Origin of the sequence: Streptomyces olivochromogenes (assembly GCF_021538895.1) — a bacterium.
Lineage (GTDB): Bacteria > Actinomycetota > Actinomycetes > Streptomycetales > Streptomycetaceae > Streptomyces > Streptomyces olivochromogenes_A.
Genome location: NZ_JADDRL010000001.1, coordinates 130941 through 155889 on the forward strand (window position 1 = coordinate 130941; position 24949 = coordinate 155889).

Consider the following 24949-nt stretch of genomic DNA (forward strand, 5'->3'; position numbering starts at 1 on the left):
GCACACCGGTCCGGCCCGGGTGGCAGTCAGCCCTCGCACCCCTTGATGTCGTCTTCGCACCCGTCCACGTCGTCGGGGGCCACGGTGTTGAGGCGCCACAGCACGAGGCCCTCGGCGTCCTTCACCGCGTGGGTGATCCTGACGGTGAAGGGCCCACCGGCGGCGATGTTGAACTGGTCCGCCTCGCGGTCGCCGCACGTCACCTCCCACTCGCTGTCCGCGTCGCCCCGTGTGAGGGTCAGCGTCACCGAGCGGGGTGCGGGTGCTTGGCAGGCGACATCGAAGGTGTAGGCACGGTCTCCCTGTGCCGTGAAGGTCTTCTTCAGGCCCCGGGCCAGGCTTTCCATGCCCTCGTCCACGCGTGAGGCGCCATCGGGCTGCACGGCCTTGAGGGCACGTGTGGCGCGCCGCATCGCGTCTTCTTGGTCCTCCTTGCCGTCCCAGGAGGGGGCTGGTGTGGTGGTGGCCGGACTCGACGAGGCCGTGTTGCCGGGTTCGGCCTTCCCTTCTTGATTCTTCTGTTCCGTGCAGGCGCCCGTCAGGGCCATGGCGGTGACGATGATGGTGAGGGCGAGGCCCTGGCGTGTGCGCATGGGGCTCCAGTCGGTGGGGGTGTGGCACCGCATCCCGGCCTGCGCGCTCGGGATGCGGCGTCACGACGTACAAGGGTCCTCAGCGGGTGCCGCGACCGTACAGTTCGGGGCCGCAGACCCGGGCGCAGGGGTCGTCGGAGCGTCGCACTCCGGCGGCGAAGCCCGCGGGTGGCGGCGGGACGAGCATGTACTCGCGGCCGAGCGCGTCGGCCTGCGTGTTGCCGTAGATCGTCACTTCGCCGTCCGACCAGCGTACGAACAAGTCGTCCTCCCAGTCGTTCGCGCCGAACTCGCCCGCGGCGACGACACGGGCGTGAGTCCAGGTGTCGTTGGCGGCCTTCAGTTTGGACTCGCCGCCCAGGCCCCGGGTGCCGATGTCCTGATAGACGGTCAGTTCGCCGTCCGACCACTTCACGAACAGGTCGTAATTGGTGTCGCCGGTGGAGCCGTCGAAGTCGCCCCCGGTGATGAGGTCGGCGTGCTCGGCCCACAGCTTGTTCTTGGCGATCAGCTGGGTCTCCGCGTGGAAACCGCCACCGTCGACGTTGACGTACTTGGTGACCTCGCCGTCTGTCCAACGGACCACGAGGTCGTCGGCCCACTTGTTGCCGCCGTACCTGCCGGTCGCGATGCCCTTGGCGTACTTCCAGACCGATCCGCCCGCAGCGATCTTGATCTCATTGGCGGGGTGCTGGTCCGACGCCGTGGGCAGCTTGGTGTGCTCGTCGATGTCCTTGTAGATCGTCACCTCGCCGTCGGCCCACTTCACCATGAGGTCATAGGCGTTGGAGCCGGTGTAGTCACCGGCGGTGATCACATCGGCGTACTTGCTCCACAGGTCGTTGGGCTTCGCCAACTGCACCTCGCACGGCTGGCCGGCCTTGCAACCGGTGTAGAAGCCCTGGTTCTGGTCGCCCGGGTAGAGGGTCACCTCTCCGTCGCTCCACTTCACGAGCAGATCGGAGTCGCCGAACTTCTGCGAGTCGGTGTGGAAGGTGCCGGAGGTGGCCGCGACGGCATGCCGCCACAGTTTGGCGTCCCCCATGCCGTCGATGCCCTTGGGGGTGTCCGGCGCATAGTCGTTGACCGCCTGGTTGTACAGGCGCACCACGTCGGCGTCGAACTGCGAGGAGTACGAGATGTCGTCCCTCGTACCGCCCGTCTTGTAACCGCCGATGACACCGATGATGTCACCGCGCTTTCCGTCGAAATTGCGCAGGAAGGGGCCGCCGGACACGCCGGGGGCGAAGCCGTCGCAGGCTATTTCGAGGAATCGGCCGTCGAAGCCCTTGGTGCTGGTCGAAGGACAGACCAGGGGCGCCTTGGCACCGCCCGGGAACCCGATGAGGGTGACGTTGCGTTGAGCGAGCTGCGAAGAGTGAAGCGTGGTGAGCTGATTGCCCAGGCCCGTCGCGTTCTCCAGGAACTCGCCCTTGGAGTTCGGTCCGGATCGCAGGATCGCGAAGTCCAGGTCGTCGGCCTTGGCGGGCCCCTGAGCCAGATAGCGGCCGTCGATCCACACCTTCCCCTTCTTGATGGGGAAGATGCCGTACGGGGCGATGCCGCGGCCGCGGTGCTGCGGATCCGGCTTCCAACCGGGGGCGAGCGCGAGGGACTTGAAGCGGTCGTTGTCGTTCAGGCAGTGGGCCGCCGTGATGACGAGCGATTTGGTCGGTGAGGCCACGGAGGATGCCGAGCAGAACTGGTCACGCTTGCCGGGATCCGACTGCGGGTCATCGTCGTCGTTGATGAGGAAGACGCCCGCGGTCGCCACGCCCCGGTTGTCGGGGGAGGACGACGCGCGCATCATCTTGTCCAGCGTCGGTGCGTTCTTGGCAGTGCCGCCGCCGGTTCCCGTGTCGTCCTTGCCGAGGTCGACGGGCACGGCCTGTGCGATGCGCTCAGGCGTCCAGTACGCCTCCGCGGCCTTGGCCTCGGCGATCTCCTCAGGCGTCGCCCGCAGTTTCTCCCCCGGCGGCGTCGGCACGTTCGTCGGCTCGGTCACCGACGCCGGGCCCGAGGGCGAGGGCGACGGCGTATTGGTGGCTGTCCGCGTCGGGGACGGAGTGGGGGTGTCTTTCCCGCCCTGCCCAGGCACCGGCGTGGAGGTGGTGGCCCCGGTGTGTGCCGTGGACGGAGACGGAGACGAGGATGGAGACGGGGACGGCATGGGTGCGGCCGACACGGCAGGTGCGGCCAGCAGGATCACCGCCGTGGCGAGGCCCAGCGCACCGGGTCTCCATCTCCGTCGTGTTACGTGAGTGCTCAACTTTCGCAGTACCTTTCACGGTTGGTCAGGCCGTCAGGCAGCGTCGCTTCTCCACGGCGGAGTGTCGGGAGAGGTGACATCTGTTCAACAAGCGGACACAAATCGCATAGTTGTCCGGATTGCTTGCGCTGAACCGTATGTGATCTCGCCGGGCAAACCGATCACCAGCGCCCATCCGCCCCTCGGCGGCGACTTGATCACGCCATGGAGGAACTGCCGGTTCCGCAGCATCGGATGGACGGCAGCCGGCCGTGCGGGCCGAAACGGAAAGACCGCGGCGGCCAGTCGACTTGCGTTGCCTCACAAGGCAACGCGTCATCAGCGGAAGGTGAACTCCCCCTCGGCCAGGCGTCGTCGACGCGGCATACGCACCCAATCCTCATGTCTACGGGAACGGGCAAGAAATTGGCGACTTTTTACCCAGTCGCCAACCGGCGTCAAGTTCGCCACAGCGGCTACATGTCCTCCACGAGGCCCACTTCCGGGAACGCGGCGGACTCGTTCAGTTCCGCCCAGACCGTCTTGCCGTGCCGGGCGTGGCGGGTTCCCCATTGTTCGGCGAACTGGGCGACCAGGAGCAGGCCGCGTCCGCCCTCGTCGGAGGCCCGGGCCCGGCGCAGGTGCGGAGTGGTGCCGCTGGCGTCGGAGACCTCGCACAGCAGGGTGTAGTCATGGATGAGGCGCAGCCTGATCGGGGACCGGCCGTAGCGGATGGCGTTGGTGACCAGCTCGCTGACCACCAGTGCCGCGGTGAAGTCGAGTCCCTCCAGCCCCCAGGTGCTCAGCTGCCGGGAGACGTCCGCGCGGACCCGGGCGACGACCGAGGGGTCGGCCTCCACATCCCACGTGGCGACCTGGTCGGCTCCGAGTGCCCGGGTGCGGGCGACGAGCAGCGCGATGTCGTCGTCCGGCTTGGCGGGCAACAACGCATCGAGCACGCTGTCGCAGACTGTCTCCGGGGAAGGGGCGGACTGAACGAGGGCGTGGCGCAGGGCGGTGAGGCCCGCGTCGACGTCGTGATCGCGAGCCTCGATCAGACCGTCGGTGTACAGGGCGATCAGGCTGCCTTCCGGCAGCTCGAACTCCCTCGATTCGAACGGCAGGCCGCCGAGACCGAGAGGCGGGCCGGGAGGCAGATCCAGGAGTTCCGCCTTTCCGTCCTGGCGGACCACGACAGGTGGGACGTGCCCCGCGCGGGCAAGGGTGCAGCGGCGCGAGACGGGGTCGTAGACCGCGTACAGACAGGTGGCGCCCACGTCTCCGTCGTTCTCGGCATCCGGGTCGGTGGAAGCCTCGATGGAGGCTTCGGCGGAGGGTTCCGCCGAGGCTGCGGTCGGGGCTTCCGTCGGAGCTTCCGCCCGAGCTTGAGTTGGGGCTTCGGCCGAGGCCTCAGCGGACAGGCGCAGGACGACGTCGTCCAGGTGCGTGAGGAGCTCGTCGGGCGGCAGGTCGATGTCGGCCAGGGTGCGTACGGCGGTCCGCAACCGGCCCATCGTGGCGGCGGCGCGAATGCCGTGGCCGGCCACGTCGCCGACGACGAGGGCCACGCGGGCGCCGGACAGCGGGATGACGTCGTACCAGTCGCCGCCCACCCCGGCGTCGGAGCCGGCCGGCAGATAGCGGTAGGCGACCTCCACGGCCGACTGCCGCGGCGCGTGCCGCAGGAGCAGGCTGTGCTGCAGCGTGAGGGCGGTGGCACGCGCGTGCGTGTAACGCAGGGCGTTGTCGATGGCCGCCGCCGCCCTGGCGGCTATGTCCTGTACGAAGAGCAGATCCGCGTCGTCGAAGAGTTCGGGCCTGCGGTGCCGGAAGAACTCGGCGACACCCAGCGTGGTGTCGCGGGCATGCAGCGGGACCACGATCTTTGAGTCAATGCCTTGGTCACCGGGGGTGACATTGGGGTCGGCGGCCGGTCCCGAGCCATCCGGGAGGTGGGAGGCGTCGAGGCGGTGTCGGGAGGGCTGCCCGGTGGCCAGAGCGCGGCCCGACGGACACCCGGCCGGGCAGGTGTGGAGCTGCTGCGGGGTGATCGTCAGTTCCGGCGAACCGTCGACCGCTGACCGCTGGGCTATCCGGCGCAGCACGAGCGGGTCCGCGGCCGGGGTGTCGCCTCCGTGGAGCACGGACTCCAGAAGGTCGACGGTGACCATGTCCGCGAACTGCTCGATCGCGAGATCCACCAGTTCCTGGGCGGTACGGGCGATGTGCAATGTGGTCCCGATGCGCATGCTCGCCTCGTTCACGACCGAGAGCTGCCACCGCAGCCGGCGATCCCGCTCCTCCTGGAACGCCGTGACGCCCTGCTCGGACGTGCGGTCCACGTATTCGGTCGACAACGTGATCAGCTTGCGCGTGGCCGCGCTGAGCAACTCGGGATCGTTCGTCAGCCGGGGCAGCTCCTCCAACAGGCTGTCGAGGATGACCCCCTGTGCGAGCCGATAGGCCCGCAGTGCGGTACTGACGGGCTTCCCGTGCCGAGCCAGCCGGCGCGAACGCTCCACGTCGCCGTCCGGCAGCTGGATCTCGCCCGACTCGGCGATGTGCTCAAGGCCGACCAACACGGCGTCCACGTGCTCGGCGATGTTCTGGGAGGCCATGACGTCCGGGTACTCCCACAGTTCGGGGAGTTCCTGCTGCAGACAGCGTTCCACCCCGGCTGTCAGCTCGTCCGCTTTCGAGCCGAGCTCATGCGCTGCACGCGACAGAAGTCCGTCAGCCGTGGGCTCCACACTGAAGACGGTACGCCGTCCGCGCGCCTGACTCCGACCGGTGCCGGCCCTGGCGCCCTACTCCGAGGGGTGTGCACACCCGGTGACCCGTGTACGGCGCAGGGTTCCGGCCGCCCATCTGACCTGCGGATCGCCCTGGCCGGATACGGAATCGTCAGGGCCGGCTCCTGCTCCTCATGGGCGGGCCTGGACGACTGGATCGCCGTTCAACGCCCACCCGGTTCGGGCGGCGGGACGATCTCCCGCTTGAGGATCTTGCCGGTGGGTCCCTTCGGGAGGGTGTCCGTGATCCATACCTTCCGCGGGTACTTGTAGGCGGCGACCTGCCCCTTGACGTACGCGCGCAGCTCGTCGGCCGTCGTTCGGGCTCCCGGCTTGAGGACGACCGCCGCGCCGACCTCCTCACCGAGGTCGGAGTTGGGAAGGCCGATGACCGCGGCGTCGGCGACCGCGGGGTGCTCGTAGAGCACATCCTCGACTTCGCGGGGGTACACGTTGTACCCGCCGCGAATGATCACGTCCTTCTTCCGGCCGACGATCCAGAAGTAGCCGTCCTCGTCGACCCGGCCGAGGTCGCCGGTGTACAGCCAACCGTCCCGGATCGCCTCGGCGGTCTCCTCGGGGCGTTGCCAGTACCGCTTCATCACGTTGTGCCCGCGGATCACGATCTCGCCGCTCTCCTCTTGCGGTACCTCCTTGCCGTCGTTGTCGACGACCCGCATCTCGACGCCCCGGATCGGGGTGCCGACCGAGCCGGGTCTGGGGCCGGCCTGGAGGGTGTTGAACGAGGCCACGGGCGAGGTCTCCGACAGCCCGTACCCTTCGAGTACGACCACGTCGAACGCGGCCTGGAAGTCTTGCAGCACCTGGAGCGGCATGTCCGAGCCGCCGCAGAGGGCCACGCGCAGGCGGGAGACGTCGTAGGCGTCTCGGCCGGGCTGCCTCAACAGCCTGCTGAACACCGTCGGTACCCCGGCGAAGACAGTGACCCCGTGCTCGCCGAGCATGCTCAGTACCCGCTCGGCGTCGAATCGTGGCAGCAGCGTGAGACAGGCCCCGACGGCGACGGCGGCGTTGAGGGTGCAGGTCTGTCCGAACGCGTGGAACAGCGGCAGCCCGCCGAAGATCACGTCGTCGGCGGTGAGTCCGAGCAGGTCGTTGGCCCCGATGTCGCAGTTGAGGGAGAGGTTGGCGTGGGTGAGTTCGGCGCCCTTCGGCCGACCGGTCGTCCCCGAGGTGTAGAGGATCACCGCGGTGTCGTCCTCGCGCCGATCGCTCAGGTCCTCGACGAGCGGGGCGGACTCCAAGAGCTCCTCGAAGGCACCGCAGCTGACGACGATCGCCTCGGCCTCGACCTGCTGCGCTCCGGTCCGTGCCTCGTCGGCGAAAGCGTCCCAGGCGAAGAGGAACCCGGCACCTGAGTCGTCGAGGTAGTAGGCGACCTCGCGGGACTTGAGCAGGGGTTCATCGGGACGACGATGCCGCCGGCCCGGAGTACGCCGAAGTAGGCGAGGGCGAACTCCGGCACGTTGGGCAGCATGATCCCGACCCGGTCCCCGGGCTTCACGCCACGGTCGCGGAGCAGTCCGGCCATACGGGCGCTGCCCTCGTCGAGCATGCGATAGGAGACAGTGGCGTCCCCGAGACGGAGCGCGGCGCGATCCGGATGGGTCCCGGCGCTGCGCACCACATGGGATGCGAGGTTCATGCCAGATCCTTTCGACCCGGCCCGGGCAGCCCCGGTTCTTCCGGAACCTGCTCGCCCCAGACCGCTTTGCCGCCCGTTGAACGAACGTCGGCCCCACCTGCGCGACAGCTGGGCGAGCGGCCGGCATCGGATTCAAAGTGCCAGGCGCTGACGTACGACGGTCACTGGACGCTCATTACGACCTTCGCGCCGGAATTGGTGCCGCCGCATCAAATTCTAAAGGCAGCGGATTCATCGCGAACCGCTTTGTAGGATTGAGGCATGGCTGCGGAGCATCCCGGGGCCGCAAGACAACTGTCCGTGGTCGCGGAGAGCGTAGGGTCACATCTCACGGAGGTCAGCCGTGACGTCTGTGAGAATGTCATGGCGGAGATCCCGGAACTCAGGGATGACGCGACGGTCGTAAAAATCCTCCGGGCGAGCGTCACGGAAAACGTCGCCACACTGCTGCACATTTTTGAGAACGACATACCTCTGGAGAAGATCGAGGGGCCTGCCGCCGCCACCGAGTACGCCAGGAGGCTGGCGCAGAGGGATATTCCCCTCAGTTCGATGAGCAGGGCCTACCGCATCGGTCACTGGCGCTTTCTGCAGTGGTGCCTGGACGAGCTCGATCGGCAGGACGCCGACGGCGAGCTCGCCACCGCGGCCAACAGGCGCATGCTGCACGTGAGTTTCGGCTACATCGACCGGGTGACCGAGCATGTCATCGCGATCTACCAACAAGAGCGCGATCATTGGCTGCTCAGCCAGACCGCCGCACGCGCCGCACGCGTACGGGACCTCCTCTCCGACAAGGACATCGACCTCAACTACGCCGAACAGGCCCTTGGTTACCGGCTCCGGCAGAACCACCTGGGGCTGGTGACCTGGTTGCCCACACAGACGGGCGAGGACGCGGGACTCGCTCGACTCGACCGGATCACCACCGAGATCGCCACGGAGCTCGACTGCCCCGCCATGCCGCTGTTCGTCCCCCGAGACGCGGTGTTGTCCTGGGCTTGGCTGCCCTTCGGATCGCACAACGACGTCTCCTGGGAAACGGTGTCGAACGCGGTCCAGCGCAGTGAGCCTTCGGTGTATGTGTGCGCTGGGTCCGTGGGGCACGGCATCGAGGGATTCCGCTCCACGCATCGGCAGGCACTGCGCACGCAGGACCTCGCGACGGCGGCCAGTCCCGTCCCCCACTTCGCCGACTTCTCCACCGTCGCCCCCATCGCCCTGATGGCGACGAACGTCGACGACATGCGCGCCTGGGTGTGGGGAATCCTGGGGCCTTTGGCCGTCGACGACGAAAACTTCGCACGGCTTCGGGAGACGGCACAGATCTTCCTGGACAACGGCTGCAGCTACACCGCTACCGCCAGCGCGCAGATCCTGCACAAGAACACCGTGCAGTACCGCATCCGGAAAGCCGAGGAAATCATGGGGCACCCGGTCCAGAAAGGTCACACCGATCTGGAGATCGCGCTGCGGGCGGTCCGGTACCTCGGCTCGACGCTCCTTCGTACCGCCCCCGGATGAAACGCCGCACGCCTTCGCCCGGCCACAGTCATCCCGTGGGGCGAGTGCCCGTCAGGTGGCGGGCGAGCAGTTCGAGCGCCGACGTGAGCTCCGACAGCAGCGCCGGGTCGTCCGACCCGAGCGTGGACACGAGCACCTGCTCGATGTCGGTGGCACGGACCTGCGCCACCCGCGCGGAGACCTCGTCGGCCTGCCGGATCAGAACCCGGCGCCGGTCGGACGGGTCCGGAACGGTCACCACCGATCCGGCCTCCTTCAATCGGGCCACCGCCGTTGACACCTGACTCTGCGGCAGCCCCGTACGCGTCACGATCTCGCTGACGGAACTGTCCGGGTGGGCCGCGACATCGCTGGCCACGATCAGGACCAGCCGGGCGCTGCCGGCATAGCGCTCGGCGCCACCGGGAGGCTCGGGCAGGGCGTCCTCCCCGAGCTTCATGAGAGTGCGTCCCAGCAGGAAGAGCTCGACTCCGTTCACCGTCAGACCGTACATCGGAACCGATACATCCATCTAGATGTATCGGTTCCGATGGATTATCGTTCTCGTACGGCGTGACGGACGGCCCGTCCGCCCACACGAGGGGGTCTCCATGTCCACCGGTTCCGGCACCGCACACCCGACGAGCGGCACCCTGGACGTCCCCGGCGCCGTCCTGCACTACCAGGTCCGCGGCACCGGTCCGTTCCTGCTCATCTCGCAGAGCGGCGAGGGCGACGCCGACCGCACCGTCGACCTCGTCGCCCGGCTCGCCGACTCCTGCACCGTGGTCACCTACGACCGCCGGGGCCTGTCCCGCAGCCGGCTCGTGGACCCGGAGCACGGCGCCACGCTCGCCGAGCACGCCGACGACGTCGACCGACTGCTCGCCGAGCTCACCGACTCCCCCGTCGTCATGCTCGGACTGAGCTTCGGTGCCGTCATCGGCCTGCACACGGCCCTGCGCCACCCGGGTCGGATCAGCACCCTCATAGCCCACGAACCGGTCGCACCCCAGCTATTGCCGGAGACCGAACGCGCTCGTCACGAAGGGGAGTTGTCCGAACTGCAGGACCTGTACCGACGTGCAGGACTGAAGGCCGTCTTCCCGGAGATCGCCCGGGCCCTCGGCATCGACCCGTCGAGCAAGGACGTCGAACCCGACCTCACACCTCAGCCCATCGACGCCCAACGCACCGCCAACTTCGATCACTTCATCCGGCACGACTTCAGCGCGATCCTCGACGACACGCTCGACACCGCGCGTCTGAGGGAGACCGGCACCCGCATCGTCCCGACCGTCGGCCGTACGACTCCGCGCACCGTCTTCGACTACCGCTGCGCGCAGGCCCTGGCGGGGCTGCTCGACACCGAGCTGCTCGAACTGCCCGGCGGCCACAACGGCAACACGAGCCACCCTCAGGCGTACGCCGCCTGTCTGCGCGCGTTCCTGCGTGACACGGACTGACATCGGCAAGGGCCTGGCGCCGTACTCGACATCAGGGTGCGGAACGGCCGATCGAACCGAGGAGCTGGAATTCTTCGTCCGTGAGCCGGAGTCCGCCCGCTGCCACGTTGTCGACGAGGTGGTCCGGGTCGCCCGTCCCGGGGATGGCCAGCACGTGGGTTCCTTGCCGCAGGATCCATGCGAGCCGTATCTGAGCCGGTGAGACCCCGTGCACGCGGGCGACAGCGCGGACCTCGTCGTGCTCGGGCCGGACCGCGCCGGCTTCGCGCCCTCCTCCGGCGATGGAGAAGAACGGCACGAAGGCGATGCCGTGAGCCGCGCAGGCGCGGAGCATCGCTTCCCCTTCGGGCATGTCGATCCCGTAGCGGTTCTGAACGCACACGACGGGCGCGATCGCCTGTGCCTGGGCCAGGTGCTCCAAGCGGGCGCTGGAGATACCGAGATCGCGGACGAGCCCGGCGTCCCGCAGCTCGGCGAGGGCCCCGAAGTGCTCGCTGATGGAGTCCTGACCCATGATGCGCAGGTTCACCACGTCCAGGTGGTCGCGGCCCAGCTGGCGCAGGTTCTCCTCGACCTGGCCGCGCAGTTGGTCGGGCCGCGCCGAATCGGCCCAATCGCCTGAGGCGTCCCGGGCCGGACCGACCTTGGTGACGATGACGAGGTCGTCCGCGTACGGCGCCAGCGCCGAGTTGATCAGTTCGTTGGCAGAGCGCAGCCGGGAGAAGTAGAACGCCGCGGTGTCGATGTGGTTGACGCCGAGCTCGACTGCTCGACGCAGTACGGCGATTGACTGTCGGCGGTCTCTGGGGGTCCCTTCGTGGAAAGCGGCGCTGCCGGTCAGGCGCATGGCGCCGAAACCGATCCGGTTGACCGTGCGGTCACCGAGCAGCCACGTGCCTGCGGCTGCCGCCGAGACCGAGCGCGACGTCATCTGTTTCATCAGCTCCATTCGATCGACCATCGCCCTTGGGTAGTTGGAGGCGAGGCTGTCCTGGAGTATGCACAGGTGATCGCCCAGCGGTCACAACTCGTCTCTCAATCGCGCCCAGGTATGAGTGTCCAGGCAGTCATGGGGGCCAATGCGGGAGAGTTCGGCGCCGTCGCGTCCCAGGGCCACTATGACGGGACGACTCCCGCGGCTGCCGTAGGGAGACGTCCAGACAGCGATGAGGCTGCACTGTTCCGGATTCTCGATCCGGCGGCCACCGATGAGAACGTGATCCACGTCCCGCCCGAGGCGCACTTTGACGCAGCTGATCCATGAGGCCGCTGTGCCGGAGCCCGGAAGGTCGAGGTTGCGCGCCGGGCTGCGAACGCCGGCGCCGTCACAGACGTCGAGCACGTCCACGTTCACAGGATCGTCTCCAGAGCCGCTGCCGCCTCCCACGTACCGCCACTGCTCACCGTGCCATCTCATGAGCGCAAGCTGTTCGCGCATCCGCGGTGACTTCGGACGCCAGACCATCCAGATCGCCCCGACACCGGCAGCGGCGTCGACATCGGCCGACACCACGGTCAGCACACGCCGTGGCAACCACGCAGGCTGCGGCTCAGCTCTCGCCAGCACCCGCCGCACCACGCCTCGCAGAAATGTCTCCAACCGGGGCCCCTTGCACAGAGCCTCTCCCCGAGTCAGGTGCCCTCGGTGCCCAGCTCGAACGTGAAATAGATGCTCAGACAGTAGGGTTGGTCTTCGTCGTGCGCGAAATCCCAGGAGACGTCCACCAGGAAGACATCGTGTTCCCCCACCCACTCATGGGCTTTCCTGAAGGCTTCCGCGGCACTTGTGGCGGGGAACAGTTTCCTGGCCATGGGGTGTACGCCGGTTTCAGCGTCCGAGTCGTCGAAACCCTCCGGAACGTCCAGGCAGAAGTCGGGATCCAGCACCATGGAGAGCGCACCTTCCAGTCGGCTTGCCGGTACGAGTCGACAGAGGCTGAATCTGTCGGCACGACGCCCGGTAAGACCGCCGCACGTCCGGAAGGGTTGCTTCTGCCGATCACCCGGCGGTAGCGGACGCGTTGTCAGTGGTCGATGAGATGGCGCGGCCATGGACCAGCTCTTCGATCTCCCCGGACCCGAGACGCCGGAAGAAGCCGTCATCGCCCACTATCGCCTGAGCGACGACGAATACGGCACGCGCGCCGAGCGCGAAGCGATCTTCAGCGCTCAGCGGGCGATGGCGGCCGCAGTCGAGGGGGCAGGAGTGGGCGAGGTCGACGGGAACGAGTTCGGTGGCGGCGAGGCGGTGTTGTACGCCTACGGGGCCAACGCCGACGCGCTCTTCAAGGTCATGGAACCGACACTGCGCAACCTGCCGTTCAGGCCCGCGCACGTCGTGGTGCGATCAGCGGGCCAAGAGACGACGTCCCGGGTGGATCTGTAGCGGTACTGCAGCCGACGCGAGGGCTCACTCGGCGGGCGGGCATGTCCTAGGCGCCCGCCGAACGGCGGCTCAGGATGGGCTCGGCCAGGAATCTCGCCATCCCGCAGAGGGTCTGGCCATGCCGGGCGAAGAGTTCGTCACGCGAGTCGAAGTGGCCGAGGTCCGCCAGAACGTAGGCCGAGAGATCGCACGCCGCGCCGACGGCAGGGCAGACCGTCGCGCCGTCCCAGTCGATCGCAGTCCTGGACAAGGCCTCGAAGAGCGTCTCCGCGCCGACGTTGGTGAAGCCACCACCGCCACCTTCGCTCAGCTCGTCGAGACCACCGAAGAGTTCCGAGACCGTCAGCCAGGACGCGGGGAGGTGTTCGGTCAGCGACGGCCCGTCAAGGCGGAACTCCGGCCATGCGAGCACAACTTGGTGCGGGACGAGCCGATGGAAGCGAGGGAAGCGCGGATACCAGAACCTCCCGTCCACCAGCAGGCCACGCACCCGCGTGGCCACCCCGGAGGCCCGTGCCACGGATTCCAGTACCGCCAGCCGTTGACTGCACGAGCCGCGGCGGCGGCGAAGCACCTCCGACACGGGCCGCTCGTCCTGAACCGAGTACACCGGCTGCACGACTGCGGCAATCCATCGGTGAGCCTGGCGCAGGGCCGCTATGCGGTGGGCGGGACTCGAAGTGTCCCGCGAGTCCCCCGAGTCCGCCGAGTCCCGCGAGTCCGCCGGGACGTCGATCCGTCGCAGCAATGAGGAGACGTTCGGATGCCGCCAGTCGAGAATCCGCGTCGGCTCCGTGCTCCCCGCGACTGTTCCCCCGTCGGCCATACGTATGCGGACACGGCCTCGCGGCGCGAGAAGCGAGCTCGTCATGACCGTGATCCTCTCGTCCAGCACTCTCCGGGCGGCAAGACGTATCGTGACAGGAAATTTGAACGCGTTCAACTATGGTGCGCAGTCGCCGCCGCGGGGAAACCCGCTCGACCTGGCGACCCCCTCAAAGAGACGCTATGCGCATGGAGTTCCTCTGCTACCACCGCGACCGGCCCGATTCCGAAACGCTGCGCGACGAGCTGCTGGAAGAGCATTGGTCCTACATGGACCAGTACGCGAAGGAGATGATCGCCCGGGGTCCGACCTTCGCCGACGACGACACGGCCACGGGAAGCCTGCACATCGTCGATCTGCCCGATGCCGCCACCGCCCGCGCGTTCGCCTTCGACGAGCCGAACTACCAGGCCGGCGTCTACCGCGACGTGCTGGTGCGACGGTGGCGCAACCTGTTGGGGTGCACCATGTGGGACTTCCCCGGTGGCCGGACCGGCGGCAATCGCTACCTGGTGATCGGCCTGGGCGCGGGGCAGGCCGCCGACCTCGCGGTGCCTGCCGACAGGGATGAGCTGATCGCTTACGGGCCGCTGCTGTCCGACGACGGCACCGCGTGGCTGGGTACGGCGGTGTTGGTCCGGGCACCTGACGCGCAGACGGCACGCACAATCCTGACGCAGGACCGGTACGCCGACATCGAGGTGCACAACTGGCAGTTCGGCGGGCGGTCGTAACCACCGAGGACGTCCGGCGAGCCGACAAGGCCGACAAGGCAAGCCCGGCAGGTGATCGTGTCCTGCCGGGCCTTGAAAAGAGACTGCCGCAGCCTCTGAGTGTCTTGCCGAAGACTGCGGCAGCCGGCGTCACAGCAGTTCGACAGCCTGCCGTTCGAGCCTCGTGTTCGCCTCGACGATGTCGGCGAGTTCGTCGAACAGCTGCCGACGCTGTTCGGCGTCGGGTGCTCCGTACTCCTCGGCGAGGGCATTGGCTTGCCGGCCGAGGGTTCGGATCTCTTCCCCGGCTGCCTCACCGCGGGACATGATCAGCTGCATGCGCCGCTCACAGATCTCCGCGTACGCGCCGAGGCCGGAGACCGTCTCCAGGGCGAGGGCGGCCAGGCGCTCCCATCCTCGGGCCGACTCACGGAACAGGGCCGCGGCTTCGGGCCGCCCGGCGAGGTCCAGGAAGTCGGCATACAGCGGCCGGGTGGCATCCGGTGCGGTGTACTCCACCTCCAGGCACTCATACAGCCTGCGCACCCCGTGGTAGAACGGCACCGGCTCGCCGAAGCGCCGCTCCCACCCTGTCTTGGTCCTGGCGTCGCGCAGCTGCGCGGCGAGCCTCTCCATTCCGGAGAAGCCGAAGTTGACGTCGAAGTTGTTTCCCAGGACCGGTCCGGTGAGGTGCGCCGCGGTGGCGGCGATCGCGGCGCCGATGTCCGGGGCACCGGTGGCTTCTCCGGTCGGCACGATCATCTGGTGGCGGCCCTTCTTGTGGGCCGACCAGGCCAGGCCGAATTCCTCGGTGCCGATGCCGTGCGGAGCCGCGGACGCGTCGTCGACGTAAAGGGTGTCGCCGTCATGTCCGGCGACGACGACGGTATAGGGGTCCGTGCCGAATCCCGGCTCCATCCCGTGCCACGGCAGCCGTGACCTGTCCACGGTGCAGAACACCGGGTGGCCGGCGTCGAGTGCTTTGCGCAGCTTGGCCCACTGGGGTTTGCCGCTGTGCTGGACGTCGTACGGCACATGAAGCCGGTCCAGGGCCGTTTGGACCCACGGTTCGGGATGGTGCTGGGCGACGATCGTCAGCAGGGGCGGCATGCCCTGGTACTCGAAGACGAAGTACATGAAGCCGATGCCTCCGGCCAGCCCGGCGATCAGTGCCTCGTCGTGGACGCTGCCCAGCGCGTGCCGGATCAGGGACGCCTCGTGGTGCTGGTCGGTGCCGAACTCCGCGTACAGCAGGCCGTCGGGCAACGCGGGCAACTCCGCCCTGGCCGCCTTGGCCAGCACGTGGCGCCGGGCCGTGGTGTACGACTCCCCGGTGCGAGCCATCCGCTCACGCACCAGCTTCTTGAACGCTCGGAGCTCTGTCATCGTCGGTCCTCTCGGGGCGGTCGGCGCGAGCCCTCACGCAGATCGTCACCGTCACCCTGAGGGCAGACAACGAAAGAAGAGTCACCCACGGCGACAAGAAGATCACCTTTGCCCCTGCGGCGCCTGGTGGCGTGAGCACCTGGTCTAGGGGTCCGGCGGGTGGGTACGCCAGCTGGAGGCTACCCCTCCGCCGAACCCGGAACAACCGTCGGCACGGACGGTGGTTCGCAGCCAGTTCTGGGCAGGGTCGTTGTCCGCCCTCGACGACGCACTGGCCGCCTACCGGGCCCCACTGGACGCCGGCAGCAGCGCCTCCCGCATGGCCGTCGCGGGCGACAGCTACGCCTCCGAGGCAGGAGTCGATCCGTCGTCACCGCCACCGCCCTGCGGGCCCGGGCCCGCGACTACGCCGGGGACACCGACCCCGAGGATCCCCCCACCCCGGCGCCGACCAGTGCCCAGGGACCGGTAGCACTCGCCCACCCCGGGTACGAGGTGCCACCAGTGCATGGCGGATCGGCGCGTCACGCCGCCGTGGAGGTGATGTCGGCCCAGTGGATGGCGTGGTCCTCTTCCTGCCGGTCGCCGTGGGCCGCGGTGACGTGGTCGACGATCAGGAGCCCGCGGCCGTGTTCGTCGGCGGCGAGACCGGCCGCCCGGCAGTCGTCGGAGGGACCTCCGTCCGCCACCTCGACGTGCACCTGCCCGGTGTCGGGGTCGCAATCGAGCCCGAAGCTCAGCGGCGGCTGGGCATGCCGTACGGCATTGGCGACGAGTTCGGAGAGGGTCAGCAGAACCGAGTCGGCGACCTCACCGGCGACTCCCCACCGCGTCAGCAACTCCTGGGCGATCGTGCGGGCCTGCGCGGCGGCTTCCGGGCGGTGCGCCAGGCTCCAGGGACATGTGGGCATCGGCCTGCCGCAGTCGTACGGCATGGCCCATCACCTCCTCCAGCGCCTCGACGGCGCCCCGACCTTGGAGCACCGTCCGTGCCGGTTACCTCCATTGTCGCGCCCGGCACCGGTGCGCGTCTTCGCGGCCAGCGCCCAACCTCTCTACCGGTCAGCGGGAAGAGCCACGGTGCGGTGGGCGACAGGGCGGGGTACGTCGACGCGGGCGCGAGCCCTCCTCGCCCGCCGGCGCGGACAGAGTATGCAGCCAGCAGGAATGCCCGCCAAGCACCGCCCTGGGATCCTGGACGCATGCTCCGCTGTCTGATCGTCGACGACAACCCTTACTTCCTGAGGGCCGCTCGCTGCCTGCTGGAGCACCAGAGCGTCACCGTCGTGGGCATGGCATCGAACGGCACCGACGCCGTTCGCCTGGCTGAGCTCCTCAGGCCGGACGTGGCGCTGGTGGACATCGATCTCGGGGTGGAATGCGGGCTGGATCTGGCCGACCGGTTGCAGCGCGAGGCTCCGGCACCCCTCCCGGTGATCTTGATTTCCAGCCATGCCGAGGAGGATTACGCCGACCTGATCGAGGCGAGCCCCGCGGTGGGCTTCGTCTCCAAGGCGGTCCTGTCGGGCGACGCCATCCGCGCGGCGGTCGGCGGGGTGGACGACAGCCAGCGCGACGACCCGGCAAATGGGCACGCGGGAGGGTAATCAACCCCCGGACAATGGCCGCGTGACCCCGGCCGAATCAGCAGCAAGCGATCTGCAGGACCATGCCGCTCTCTGGAGCGTGGGGGAAATCCGCGCGGGCGACGTCGTCAGCGCCGCCTGTGACGCGCTCGTCGCCGGAATCGACAGCCCCGCCCTGCGCATCCTGGCCGCCCTCACACGCATCGAGGCGGACTACGACGTACCCGAACTGCTCCCCCAGGCACTCGGCGAACTCGGCCTCATCTTCTACCCGATCGGCGACGAGGCCGGTCGGGAAGCCGCCGCGCGGGCACTCGCACGCCGCATGCTCGCCGGCGAGCTGACACCTCGGGACCTCGTACGCCGCATCCACCACCGCTATGGGCACGACCTGGCCCTGACCCGACGGCTCGCCGAGCTCGACGACGAGTACGACACCCTCGAATACGGCGACAGGACGGCGGCGGAGATCGCCGCCGAGGTCACCGCCGAAGCCCGCCGTCTCGCAGGCCACCCGCGTGTTCCCGCCGAGCCCATGGACACGCCCGGCTGACCAGGCAGCAAGGCCTCGAACCTCCTTCCGCACACCGCCGGCACCGCCGCGGTCTTCGGCTTCGGCCACTGGAACGGACGCTCCCTCATCGACAGCGCGCCGGACGTGACGTTCTCCCTCGCCACGAACACCGCCTTCACCACCGCGGTGACGAAGGACTCGGTGCCCTTCGAGCCGACGTCGACGTTCCCCTACGTCCCGGTGATCGGCTGACCATCGACGCCGGCTCGCCCCTCGGCACGATCGCACCGGTCGGCATCCTGCACGACGATGACGCCCACGCTCGGCCGCGGGGCCAACATCGCGATGCGCGACGGAGCGCTGCTCGGCCGCGCCCTCAAGAAGGTCGCCGACGGGCACCTCACCCTGGCCGATGCCCTGGCCGCCCATGAGCGCGACATGCTCGCGTACGGCTTCTCCGTCGTACGGGAAGCGGCCCGGGTCGGCGAGCGGCGCATGGCCCAGAATCCGCTCCCCCGATAAGCCCCGGCGACGGCGGCGACGCCGTCGCCGGGGCTCGACACGTACGCCCTCGCGCACGAGTTCCGTCACGACGGTCGTCCGGGCCGGCAGCTCCAGGCTGTCCGCGAAGAAGTACCGGTACCCGCCGTTGAAGATGGCGAAGTCGCGAAGCGTAGTCCCGTGACCGGCCACGCCAGTTGGATCGACGCGCCTCCCCCAGACCTGAGCGGCCCCCTCACGGTCGCGGGCTCGGGAGGTGCCGCTTAGCGTGGAGGCAAGGCGCGTCCGAGCTGAGACGGTACGGCGGGCGCGGGTTCGGCCTGCCTCTGGAGGTTACCCAGTGGGTACCGTCTCGTTCCTCCTCATCATGGTCATTCTGACGGCCCTCGCCTTCGACTTCACCAACGGTTTCCACGACACCGCCAACTCGATGGCGACCTCCATCGCCACCGGAGCCCTCAGACCCCGCGTGGCGGTCATCGTCGCGGGAGTGCTGAATCTGGCGGGCGCGTTCCTGTCGACGGAAGTCGCCAAGACGATTTCCGGCGGCATCGTGAACGACGCCAAGGTGTCCCTGGTCATGATCTTCGCCGGACTCGTCGGCGCGCTCCTGTGGAACCTGATGACCTGGCTCGCCGGGTTGCCGTCGAGTTCCTCGCACGCGCTGTTCGGCGGTCTGATCGGCGCGGTGTGGGTCGGCGCCGGTTCATCCGCCGTGCAGTTCGGGGCGATCATCGAGAAGATCGTGATCCCCGCCATCCTCTCCCCGATCGTCGCCTGTTTCGTGTCCTTGCTGGCCACCTACTTCGCCTACGTCATCACCCGGCGGACGGCTCCCGGCCAGGCGCGGACCGGCTTCCGCAGGGGACAGATCGGTTCGGCGTCGCTGGTCGCGCTGGCCCACGGCACCAACGACGCGCAGAAGACCATGGGCGTCATCACCCTGGCCCTCATCTCCGCCGGGCTGCTCCCCCACAACGCCGGGCCGCCCTGGTGGGTGGTGCTCAGCGCCGGCCTGGCGATCGCGCTCGGCACCTACACGGGCGGCTGGCGGATCATCCGCACCATGGGCAAGGGGCTCACCGACATCGAGGCACCGCAGGGCTTCGCGGCCGAGACCAGCGCGACGACCGTCATTCTCGCCTCGACCCACATGGGCTTCCCCCTGTCGACCACGCAGGTCTGCACCGGCAGCATCCTGGGCGCCGGTCTGGGCCGCAAACTCGCCAAGGTGCGGTGGGGGGTGGCCGGGCGCATCGCACTGTCCTGGCTGCTCACGCTGCCCGCGGCGGCGGCCGTCGGCGGCGCGGCGGCCTGGATCGCCGACCGGGGCACCGCGGGCGTGGCCCTGGTGGCGGCAACGGCGGCCGCCGCCGCTGCCGGGTTCTGGGCGCTGTCGCGCCGCCGCCCCGTGACCTCCGACAACGTCAACGAACTGCCTGCCCGACAGTACGGACAGACGGAACGGACCGCGGCGTGAGAACCGGGCGGACAGAACGGACCGCGGCGTGATCGCCCGGCGGGCGGACGGCCGTACGGTCCGTCGGCGAAAGGAGGCCGGGCGATGGGCGTCCAGACCATGAGCACCCAGGCGATGACCATCCACTGGAGCGCCTTTGGCAGCGTGTTCGCCGTGAGCCTCGGCATCACCCTGCTCGCGGTCGTGCTGTTCTCCCTCGGCATCGCCGTCTGGCCCGGTGCCGACAGCGCGGGCGGAGGGCAACTACGCACCGCCAACCGGTCGCTCGCCATGGTGGCGGCGGTGCTGTGCTTCGGCGCGTGCCTGGCGGTCGCCGCCTACGGGCTCGTCCTGATCATCGGCGTGTGACGGCCTGCCCGCGGGGGACGGCATACCCTCGAGGGACCGGCCCGCTCCCTGTCACCCGCCCCACAGCGTGACGTACACCGGCGGCCGGAACTGCGACGGCGGAACGCCCGCGCCGGGCGCGCGCATGATGCGGGTCGCCGCGGGGGTGTGCAGGAAGTGCAGGAACGCGTCGGCGGCCGGGGAACGGTGCTCGGGCCGTAGGGCGGTGGCGTGCCAGGTGGCGTCGGACGGCGTGGCCGGAGTCTCCAGCATGCGCAGTTCCTCGCGCCGTATGCGGGGCGACACCAGATGGGCCAACGCCGGTGCCACCCCCGCGCCCTCGGCGGCGGCCGCCCAGGTGGCGGCCTGGTTGGGGAACACCCACACGTGCCCCTCGGCCACGCCGAGCCGTCGCAGCAGCCGCCCGGAGTCCGCGTCCGGATCGGTCCCGGAGGAGTCGACCAGCCAGGACCACTGCCGGGGCGGACCGGGCGGTCTGGGCGCCCTGCCACCGGTGACGACGACCAGTTGGGTGCGGAACAGTGGCTCGCTGACCAGTTCGCCCCCGTGGTCGGCGCCGAGGTACGGCCCGAGCGCGACGTCGGCCAACCGGTTCTCGACCAGGACGCGTATCTCGTTGCCGGCGGCCACCCCGAAAGAGGTCTCCGTCCTGCGGCCCGAACGGTCGGCGAAGGCTTCCATGAGGGAGGGGAGCACGAACTCGGCCAGCGTGCTCGTGGCGACGACCCTCAGTTCGTCGGGCGCACCCCGCGCCGCCCGTACCGCCGCCTCGGCATCCGCGCTCAGCGCGACCATGCGCGACGCGACCGGCAGCAGCCGAGCCCCGGCGGGCGTCAGACGCATTCCACCGCCGCCGGTGCGCCGGATGAGCGGATCGCCGTAGTGCGTGCGCAGCGCCGTGAGCGCCTGCGACACGGTGGACTCGCTGACACCCAGCGTCCGCGCCGCGGCGCCGACCGAGCCGAGCCGGGCGACCAGCACGAAGGTGCTGAGCTGCGTGACGGTCACTATCCGATTTTCCTGCGTTTTGACGGATAAGTGAATGCTTATCGGCCCATTGCTTGGCCGGTGCGGAAGAGCGCAGCATCGCCTAAGGGCCCACAAACACCGCCGCAGAACCCACAAGCGTCACCGCGCAACTCACCACGGGCACATCGTTTCAGGAGGGTCCGATGCAGGTTCCAGCTGCCTTCCAGTACGAGACGGCCACCAGCGTCGAGCAGGCGATCGAGCTGCTCACTCGCTACGGCCCCGAGGCCCGGGTGGTGGCGGGCGGTCACAGCCTGCTGCCGATGATGAAGCTGCGGCTCGCCCAGCCCGAGGCCCTGATCGACATCAACGGCCTGCGCGAGCTGGCGGTGATCCGGGTGGACGGCCACGACCTGTCCATCGGCGCGATGGTCCGCCACGCGGAGCTGCTCGCCTCGCCGGTCGTCGGCGAGCACTTCCCCATCCTGCGGGACGCGGAACGGGTCATCGCCGATCCGCTCGTACGCAACCGTGGCACGGTGGGCGGCTCGCTGTGCCAGGCCGACCCGTCGGAGGACCTGTCCGCGGCGTTCTCGGCCCTGCGGGCCACCCTCGTCACCCAGGGGCCCGGTGGCAGGCGCACCATCGGGATCAGGGACTTCTTCCTCGGCCCGTACGAGACCGCGCTGGACGAGGCGGAGCTGCTGGTGGAGATCCGGGTGCCGATCCGTTCGCACGCCAGCGCCTACCGCAAGGTCGAACGCCGGGCCGGTGACTGGGCGGTCGTTGCCGCGGGAGCGGTGCTGGAGGTCGCCGACGGGGTGATCACCGAGGCCGGGATCGGGTTGACCGCGGTGGGCGCGCCCCGGTTCGTGGCCGAGCAGGCCGAGGAGTTTCTGCGCGGCGCACGGCCGGACGACGAGGCCTTCGCCGAGGCGGGCCGGATCGCCGCGCAGGAATGCCGGCCGACGGCCGACCAGCGCGGCCCGGCCGACTACAAGCGGCATCTGGCCGGGGAGCTGACCACACGGGCGCTGCGCGCCGCCGCCGCCCGCGCCCAGGGGCAGGAGGCGTGACATGCGGATCATTGTGACCGTGAACGGCGACCAGCACACGAGGGACGTGGAGCCCAGGCTGCTGCTGGTGCACTTCCTGCGCGACGAGCTCGGCCTCACCGGCACCCACTGGGGTTGCGACACCTCCAACTGCGGGGTGTGCACGGTCTGGCTGGACGGCACACCGGTGAAGTCCTGCACCGTACTCGCGGTGATGGCCGACGGCCATGAGGTGCGGACCGTCGAGGGTCTGGCGCACGGGGCCGAACTCGATCCGGTACAGCAGGGATTCGTCGCCTGCCACGGGCTGCAGTGCGGCTTCTGCACGCCGGGGATGATGATGACCGCCCGCTGGCTGCTCGACCACAACGCGGATCCGTCGGAGGAGGACATCCGCGAGGCCATCTCCGGACAGCTGTGCCGGTGCACCGGTTACGAGAACATCGTGCGCTCCATCCGCTGGGCCGCCGAGCACGGCGGCGGACAGCGGAGCGCGGACGCGGCCACCGAGTCGGCGCCCGACCGCGAGGAGGTGCGGACATGACCACCACCCAGGAACGGCCGGTCGGCTTCGGACGCATGCCCCGCAAGGAGGACGCGCGGTTCGTCCGCGGCCACGGGACCTACGTCGACGACGTCCGGCTGCCCGGGATGCTGTACGGCGCCATCCTGCGCAGCCCGCTGGCCCACGCCAGGATCCTGTCCGTCGACACCAGCGCCGCCGAGGCGCACCCCAAGGTCAAGGCCGTGATCACCGGGCAGACCCTGGCCGGGCTCGGGCTGGCCTGGATGCCGACACTCTCGTACGACACTCAGGCGGTGCTCGCGACCGACAAGGTGCGCTTCCAGGGTCAGGAGGTCGCCTTCGTCGTCGCCGAGGACCGGTACGCCGCGCGGGACGCCCTTGAGCTGATCGACGTGGAGTACGAGCCGCTGCCCCCGGTCGTCGACGCGCGCCGGGCGCTCGACCCGGACGCGCCGGTGATCCGCGACGACAAGGAGCACCAGACCGACAACCACATCTTCGACTGGTCGGCGGGCGACAAGGAGCGGACCGACGAGGTCTTCGCGGGCGCCGACGTCGTGGTGGCGCAGGACATGCTCTACCCGCGGGTGCACCCGGCGCCGCTGGAGACCTGCGGCACCGTGGCGGACATGGACGCGATCACCGGGAAGCTGACGGTGTGGTCCACCAGCCAGGCCCCGCACGCCCACCGCACGATCTACGCGATGGTGGCCGGTATCCCGGAGCACAAGATCCGGATCATCTCCCCCGACATCGGCGGCGGCTTCGGCAACAAGGTCGGCATCTACCCCGGCTATGTGTGCGCGGTCGTCGGGTCGATCGTCACCGGCAAGCCCGTCAAGTGGGTGGAGGACCGCTCGGAGAACCTGATGAGCACCTCCTTCGCCCGCGATTACCACATGCACGGGGAGATCGCCGCGACGCGGGACGGGAAGATCCGGGGCCTGCGGGTCCAGGTGATCGCCGACCACGGCGCCTTCAACGCGACCGCGCAGCCCACGCAGTTCCCGGCCGGCTTCTTCGGTGTCTTCACCGGCTCGTACGACCTGGCCGCCGCGTACTGCGGCGTCACCGGCGTGTACACCAACAAGGCGCCCGGCGGTGTCGCCTACGCCTGCTCGTTCCGCGTCACCGAGGCCGTGTACCTGGTCGAGCGGATGGTCGACCGGCTCGCGGACGAACTCGGCATGGACCCGGCCGAGCTGCGGATGCGCAATCTGCTGCGGCCCGGGCAGTTCCCGTACCGGACACAGACCGGATGGGAGTACGACTCCGGCGACTACCCGCGCGCTCTGCGGCTGGCGATGGACATGGCGCACTACGAGGACCTGCGCCACGAGCAGGCCGAGCGGCGCGAGCGCGGCGAGCTGATGGGCATCGGGGTCAGCTTCTTCACCGAGGCCGTCGGCGCCGGCCCCCGCAAGCACATGGACATCCTCGGCCTGGGCATGGCCGACGGCGCCGAGCTGCGCGTGCACCCGACCGGCAAGGCCGTACTGCGCATCTCCGTACAGACGCAGGGCCAGGGCCACGAGACGACCTTCGCGCAGATCGTCGCCGAGGAACTGGGCATCCCTCCCGACGACATCGAGGTGGTGCACGGCGACACCGACCAGACCCCGTTCGGGCTCGGTACCTACGGTTCCCGCTCGACGCCGGTGTCCGGAGCGGCGGCGGCGGTGGTGGCCCGCAAGGTGCGCGAGCGCGCGCGGCTCGTGGCCTCGGCGATGCTCGAAGTGAACCCGGACGACCTGGAGTGGGAGAAGGGCCGCTGGTTCGTGGCGGGAGACCCCGACCAGGGCAGGACCATGGCCGAGATCGCCCTCGCGGCGCACTCCAACCTGGAGCTGCCCGAGGGCGTCGAGGGCCACCTGGACGCGAGCTGTGTCTACAACCCGCCGAACCTCACCTTCCCCTTCGGTGCCTACATCTGCGTGGCCGACGTGGACGCGGCCACCGGCCAGGTGAAGGTCCGCCGGTTCGTCGCGGTGGACGACTGCGGCAACCGGATCAACCCGATGATCGTCGAGGGCCAGGTGCACGGCGGCCTCGCCGACGGCCTCGGCATGGCGCTGATGCAGGTGATCGCCTTCGACGAGGACGGCAACTGCCTCGGCGGGTCGTTCATGGACTACCTCCTGCCCACCTCGGTCGAGTGCCCGTCCTGGGAGCTCGGCGAGACCGTCACCCCCTCCCCGCACCACCCCATCGGCGCCAAGGGCGTCGGTGAGTCCGCCACCGTCGGCTCGCCCGCCGCGGTGGTCAACGCGGTGGTCGACGCGCTGAAGCCACTTGGCGTACGGCATGTCGACATGCCGCTCACTCCCGCCGCGGTGTGGCGGGCGGCCCAGGGCAGGCCGCTGCGCACCGACCTGGCGATCACCTGAGGCC

At 69.3% G+C, this 24949-nt stretch carries 24 protein-coding genes and 1 pseudogene; 12 read left to right on the plus strand and 13 right to left on the minus strand.

From position 1 onward, the window contains the following. Positions 1 to 26 precede the first annotated feature (26 nt). The 5 genes and pseudogenes from IPZ69_RS00620 to IPZ69_RS47660 form a co-directional block, all read right to left on the minus strand. Positions 27 to 593: a hypothetical protein gene (locus tag IPZ69_RS00620; RefSeq protein WP_235451607.1), complete on the minus strand. Its 567-nt coding sequence runs from the start codon at positions 591 to 593 to the stop codon at positions 27 to 29. 79 nt (positions 594 to 672) lie between these two features. After that, positions 673 to 2598: a trypsin-like serine peptidase gene (locus IPZ69_RS00625; RefSeq protein ID WP_235451608.1), complete on the minus strand. Its 1926-nt coding sequence runs from the start codon at positions 2596 to 2598 to the stop codon at positions 673 to 675. Between the two features lie 719 nt (positions 2599 to 3317). Then, positions 3318 to 5591 carry an ATP-binding SpoIIE family protein phosphatase gene (locus IPZ69_RS00630; RefSeq protein ID WP_235451609.1) on the minus strand — a complete coding sequence of 758 codons (2274 nt, stop codon included), beginning with the start codon at positions 5589 to 5591 and terminating at the stop codon, positions 3318 to 3320. Between the two features lie 206 nt (positions 5592 to 5797). Then, a complete protein-coding gene (locus IPZ69_RS47655) occupies positions 5798 to 6235 on the minus strand; it encodes an AMP-binding enzyme (protein ID WP_374292527.1) in 438 nt (145 codons plus the stop codon). A 45-nt stretch (positions 6236 to 6280) separates the two neighbouring features. After that, positions 6281 to 7299, minus strand: a pseudogene (locus tag IPZ69_RS47660) (AMP-binding protein); the annotation flags it as partial. Between the two features lie 363 nt (positions 7300 to 7662). On the opposite strand from IPZ69_RS47660, the gene IPZ69_RS00640 reads away from it, so the two are divergent. Further along, positions 7663 to 8823 (plus strand): PucR family transcriptional regulator, encoded by a 1161-nt coding sequence (locus IPZ69_RS00640; RefSeq protein ID WP_235451610.1) that lies wholly within the window; start codon positions 7663 to 7665, stop codon positions 8821 to 8823. 28 nt (positions 8824 to 8851) lie between these two features. Here IPZ69_RS00640 and IPZ69_RS00645 read toward each other — a convergent pair whose 3' ends face one another. After that, on the minus strand, positions 8852 to 9301 hold the full coding sequence (locus tag IPZ69_RS00645; protein WP_235451611.1) for a MarR family transcriptional regulator: 450 nt from the start codon (positions 9299 to 9301) through the stop codon (positions 8852 to 8854). A gap of 112 nt (positions 9302 to 9413) precedes the next feature. On the opposite strand from IPZ69_RS00645, the gene IPZ69_RS00650 reads away from it, so the two are divergent. Beyond that, a complete protein-coding gene (locus IPZ69_RS00650; RefSeq protein ID WP_235451612.1) occupies positions 9414 to 10268 on the plus strand; it encodes an alpha/beta fold hydrolase in 855 nt (284 codons plus the stop codon). A gap of 31 nt (positions 10269 to 10299) precedes the next feature. Here IPZ69_RS00650 and IPZ69_RS00655 read toward each other — a convergent pair whose 3' ends face one another. The 3 genes from IPZ69_RS00655 to IPZ69_RS00665 all read right to left on the minus strand — a co-directional run bounded on the left by IPZ69_RS00655 (position 10300) and on the right by IPZ69_RS00665 (position 12158). After that, the gene (locus tag IPZ69_RS00655) at positions 10300 to 11199 is read right to left on the minus strand and encodes an oxidoreductase (RefSeq protein ID WP_235451689.1); all 900 of its coding nucleotides are present in this window, start codon (positions 11197 to 11199) and stop codon (positions 10300 to 10302) included. A 90-nt stretch (positions 11200 to 11289) separates the two neighbouring features. Further along, a complete protein-coding gene (locus IPZ69_RS00660) occupies positions 11290 to 11868 on the minus strand; it encodes a hypothetical protein (protein ID WP_235451613.1) in 579 nt (192 codons plus the stop codon). A 32-nt stretch (positions 11869 to 11900) separates the two neighbouring features. Continuing rightward, on the minus strand, positions 11901 to 12158 hold the full coding sequence (locus tag IPZ69_RS00665; protein WP_235451614.1) for a hypothetical protein: 258 nt from the start codon (positions 12156 to 12158) through the stop codon (positions 11901 to 11903). Positions 12159 to 12318: 160 nt separating this feature from the next. Here IPZ69_RS00665 and IPZ69_RS00670 point away from each other — a divergent pair, with 160 nt between their 5' ends. Next, positions 12319 to 12654, plus strand: coding sequence for a hypothetical protein (locus tag IPZ69_RS00670; RefSeq protein ID WP_235451615.1), 336 nt, complete (start codon positions 12319 to 12321; stop codon positions 12652 to 12654). Positions 12655 to 12700: 46 nt separating this feature from the next. Here IPZ69_RS00670 and IPZ69_RS00675 read toward each other — a convergent pair whose 3' ends face one another. Then, positions 12701 to 13525: a transglutaminase-like domain-containing protein gene (locus IPZ69_RS00675; RefSeq protein ID WP_235451616.1), complete on the minus strand. Its 825-nt coding sequence runs from the start codon at positions 13523 to 13525 to the stop codon at positions 12701 to 12703. Positions 13526 to 13668: 143 nt separating this feature from the next. Here IPZ69_RS00675 and IPZ69_RS00680 point away from each other — a divergent pair, with 143 nt between their 5' ends. After that, positions 13669 to 14214, plus strand: a complete 546-nt coding sequence (locus IPZ69_RS00680) for a YciI family protein (RefSeq protein WP_235451690.1) — start codon at positions 13669 to 13671, stop codon at positions 14212 to 14214. Positions 14215 to 14343: 129 nt separating this feature from the next. Here the strand turns inward: IPZ69_RS00680 and IPZ69_RS00685 are convergent, their stop codons facing one another. Together IPZ69_RS00685 and IPZ69_RS00690 are read right to left on the minus strand one after the other, a co-directional pair. Continuing rightward, complete coding sequence (locus IPZ69_RS00685; RefSeq protein WP_235451617.1) at positions 14344 to 15579, minus strand: BtrH N-terminal domain-containing protein; 1236 nt, start codon at positions 15577 to 15579, stop codon at positions 14344 to 14346. Between the two features lie 524 nt (positions 15580 to 16103). Then, positions 16104 to 16514 (minus strand): ATP-binding protein, encoded by a 411-nt coding sequence (locus tag IPZ69_RS00690; RefSeq protein WP_235451618.1) that lies wholly within the window; start codon positions 16512 to 16514, stop codon positions 16104 to 16106. A gap of 267 nt (positions 16515 to 16781) precedes the next feature. Between IPZ69_RS00690 and IPZ69_RS00695 the strand changes: the two genes are divergently transcribed. From IPZ69_RS00695 to IPZ69_RS00715, 5 genes are all read left to right on the plus strand, one after another. After that, positions 16782 to 17186, plus strand: a complete 405-nt coding sequence (locus IPZ69_RS00695; protein ID WP_235451619.1) for a LytR/AlgR family response regulator transcription factor — start codon at positions 16782 to 16784, stop codon at positions 17184 to 17186. Positions 17187 to 17265: 79 nt separating this feature from the next. After that, the gene (locus IPZ69_RS00700; RefSeq protein WP_235451620.1) at positions 17266 to 17718 is read left to right on the plus strand and encodes a hypothetical protein; all 453 of its coding nucleotides are present in this window, start codon (positions 17266 to 17268) and stop codon (positions 17716 to 17718) included. Between the two features lie 270 nt (positions 17719 to 17988). After that, positions 17989 to 18201, plus strand: coding sequence for a hypothetical protein (locus tag IPZ69_RS00705; RefSeq protein ID WP_235451621.1), 213 nt, complete (start codon positions 17989 to 17991; stop codon positions 18199 to 18201). A 319-nt stretch (positions 18202 to 18520) separates the two neighbouring features. Next, positions 18521 to 19660, plus strand: a complete 1140-nt coding sequence (locus IPZ69_RS00710) for an inorganic phosphate transporter (protein ID WP_235451622.1) — start codon at positions 18521 to 18523, stop codon at positions 19658 to 19660. Between the two features lie 84 nt (positions 19661 to 19744). After that, positions 19745 to 20008 (plus strand): hypothetical protein, encoded by a 264-nt coding sequence (locus IPZ69_RS00715; protein WP_235451623.1) that lies wholly within the window; start codon positions 19745 to 19747, stop codon positions 20006 to 20008. 51 nt (positions 20009 to 20059) lie between these two features. Here the strand turns inward: IPZ69_RS00715 and IPZ69_RS00720 are convergent, their stop codons facing one another. After that, on the minus strand, positions 20060 to 21016 hold the full coding sequence (locus IPZ69_RS00720; RefSeq protein ID WP_235451624.1) for a LysR family transcriptional regulator: 957 nt from the start codon (positions 21014 to 21016) through the stop codon (positions 20060 to 20062). 164 nt (positions 21017 to 21180) lie between these two features. Here IPZ69_RS00720 and IPZ69_RS00725 point away from each other — a divergent pair, with 164 nt between their 5' ends. Genes IPZ69_RS00725 through IPZ69_RS00735 form a run of 3 tightly spaced genes read left to right on the plus strand, consistent with a single transcriptional unit; the run spans position 21181 to position 24945 of the window. Continuing rightward, the gene (locus IPZ69_RS00725) at positions 21181 to 22053 is read left to right on the plus strand and encodes an FAD binding domain-containing protein (protein WP_235451625.1); all 873 of its coding nucleotides are present in this window, start codon (positions 21181 to 21183) and stop codon (positions 22051 to 22053) included. Position 22054: 1 nt separating this feature from the next. Then, positions 22055 to 22576, plus strand: coding sequence for a (2Fe-2S)-binding protein (locus tag IPZ69_RS00730; RefSeq protein ID WP_235451626.1), 522 nt, complete (start codon positions 22055 to 22057; stop codon positions 22574 to 22576). Continuing rightward, the gene (locus IPZ69_RS00735; RefSeq protein WP_235451627.1) at positions 22573 to 24945 is read left to right on the plus strand and encodes an aerobic carbon-monoxide dehydrogenase large subunit; all 2373 of its coding nucleotides are present in this window, start codon (positions 22573 to 22575) and stop codon (positions 24943 to 24945) included. Before IPZ69_RS00730 ends, IPZ69_RS00735 begins: the two co-directional genes overlap by 4 nt. Positions 24946 to 24949: the final 4 nt, after the last annotated feature.

Excerpts from the sequence above, each read along its gene's own strand:
- IPZ69_RS00665 (WP_235451614.1), bottom strand. The coding sequence starts at position 12,158 with ATGGTGCTGGATCCCGACTTCTGCCTGGACGTTCCGGAGGGTTTCGAC.
- IPZ69_RS00675 (WP_235451616.1), bottom strand. The coding sequence starts at position 13,525 with ATGACGAGCTCGCTTCTCGCGCCGCGAGGCCGTGTCCGCATACGTATG.
- IPZ69_RS00655 (WP_235451689.1), bottom strand. The coding sequence starts at position 11,199 with ATGACGTCGCGCTCGGTCTCGGCGGCAGCCGCAGGCACGTGGCTGCTC.
- IPZ69_RS00685 (WP_235451617.1), bottom strand. The coding sequence starts at position 15,579 with ATGACAGAGCTCCGAGCGTTCAAGAAGCTGGTGCGTGAGCGGATGGCT.
- IPZ69_RS00620 (WP_235451607.1), bottom strand. The coding sequence starts at position 593 with ATGCGCACACGCCAGGGCCTCGCCCTCACCATCATCGTCACCGCCATG.
- IPZ69_RS00705 (WP_235451621.1), top strand. The coding sequence starts at position 17,989 with ATGACGCCCACGCTCGGCCGCGGGGCCAACATCGCGATGCGCGACGGA.
- IPZ69_RS00715 (WP_235451623.1), top strand. The coding sequence starts at position 19,745 with ATGGGCGTCCAGACCATGAGCACCCAGGCGATGACCATCCACTGGAGC.
- IPZ69_RS00695 (WP_235451619.1), top strand. The coding sequence starts at position 16,782 with ATGCTCCGCTGTCTGATCGTCGACGACAACCCTTACTTCCTGAGGGCC.
- IPZ69_RS00690 (WP_235451618.1), bottom strand. The coding sequence starts at position 16,514 with ATGCCGTACGACTGCGGCAGGCCGATGCCCACATGTCCCTGGAGCCTG.
- IPZ69_RS00640 (WP_235451610.1), top strand. The coding sequence starts at position 7,663 with ATGGCGGAGATCCCGGAACTCAGGGATGACGCGACGGTCGTAAAAATC.
- IPZ69_RS00670 (WP_235451615.1), top strand. The coding sequence starts at position 12,319 with ATGGACCAGCTCTTCGATCTCCCCGGACCCGAGACGCCGGAAGAAGCC.
- IPZ69_RS00730 (WP_235451626.1), top strand. The coding sequence starts at position 22,055 with ATGCGGATCATTGTGACCGTGAACGGCGACCAGCACACGAGGGACGTG.
- IPZ69_RS00725 (WP_235451625.1), top strand. The coding sequence starts at position 21,181 with ATGCAGGTTCCAGCTGCCTTCCAGTACGAGACGGCCACCAGCGTCGAG.
- IPZ69_RS00650 (WP_235451612.1), top strand. The coding sequence starts at position 9,414 with ATGTCCACCGGTTCCGGCACCGCACACCCGACGAGCGGCACCCTGGAC.
- IPZ69_RS00735 (WP_235451627.1), top strand. The coding sequence starts at position 22,573 with ATGACCACCACCCAGGAACGGCCGGTCGGCTTCGGACGCATGCCCCGC.
- IPZ69_RS00680 (WP_235451690.1), top strand. The coding sequence starts at position 13,669 with ATGGAGTTCCTCTGCTACCACCGCGACCGGCCCGATTCCGAAACGCTG.
- IPZ69_RS47655 (WP_374292527.1), bottom strand. The coding sequence starts at position 6,235 with ATGAAGCGGTACTGGCAACGCCCCGAGGAGACCGCCGAGGCGATCCGG.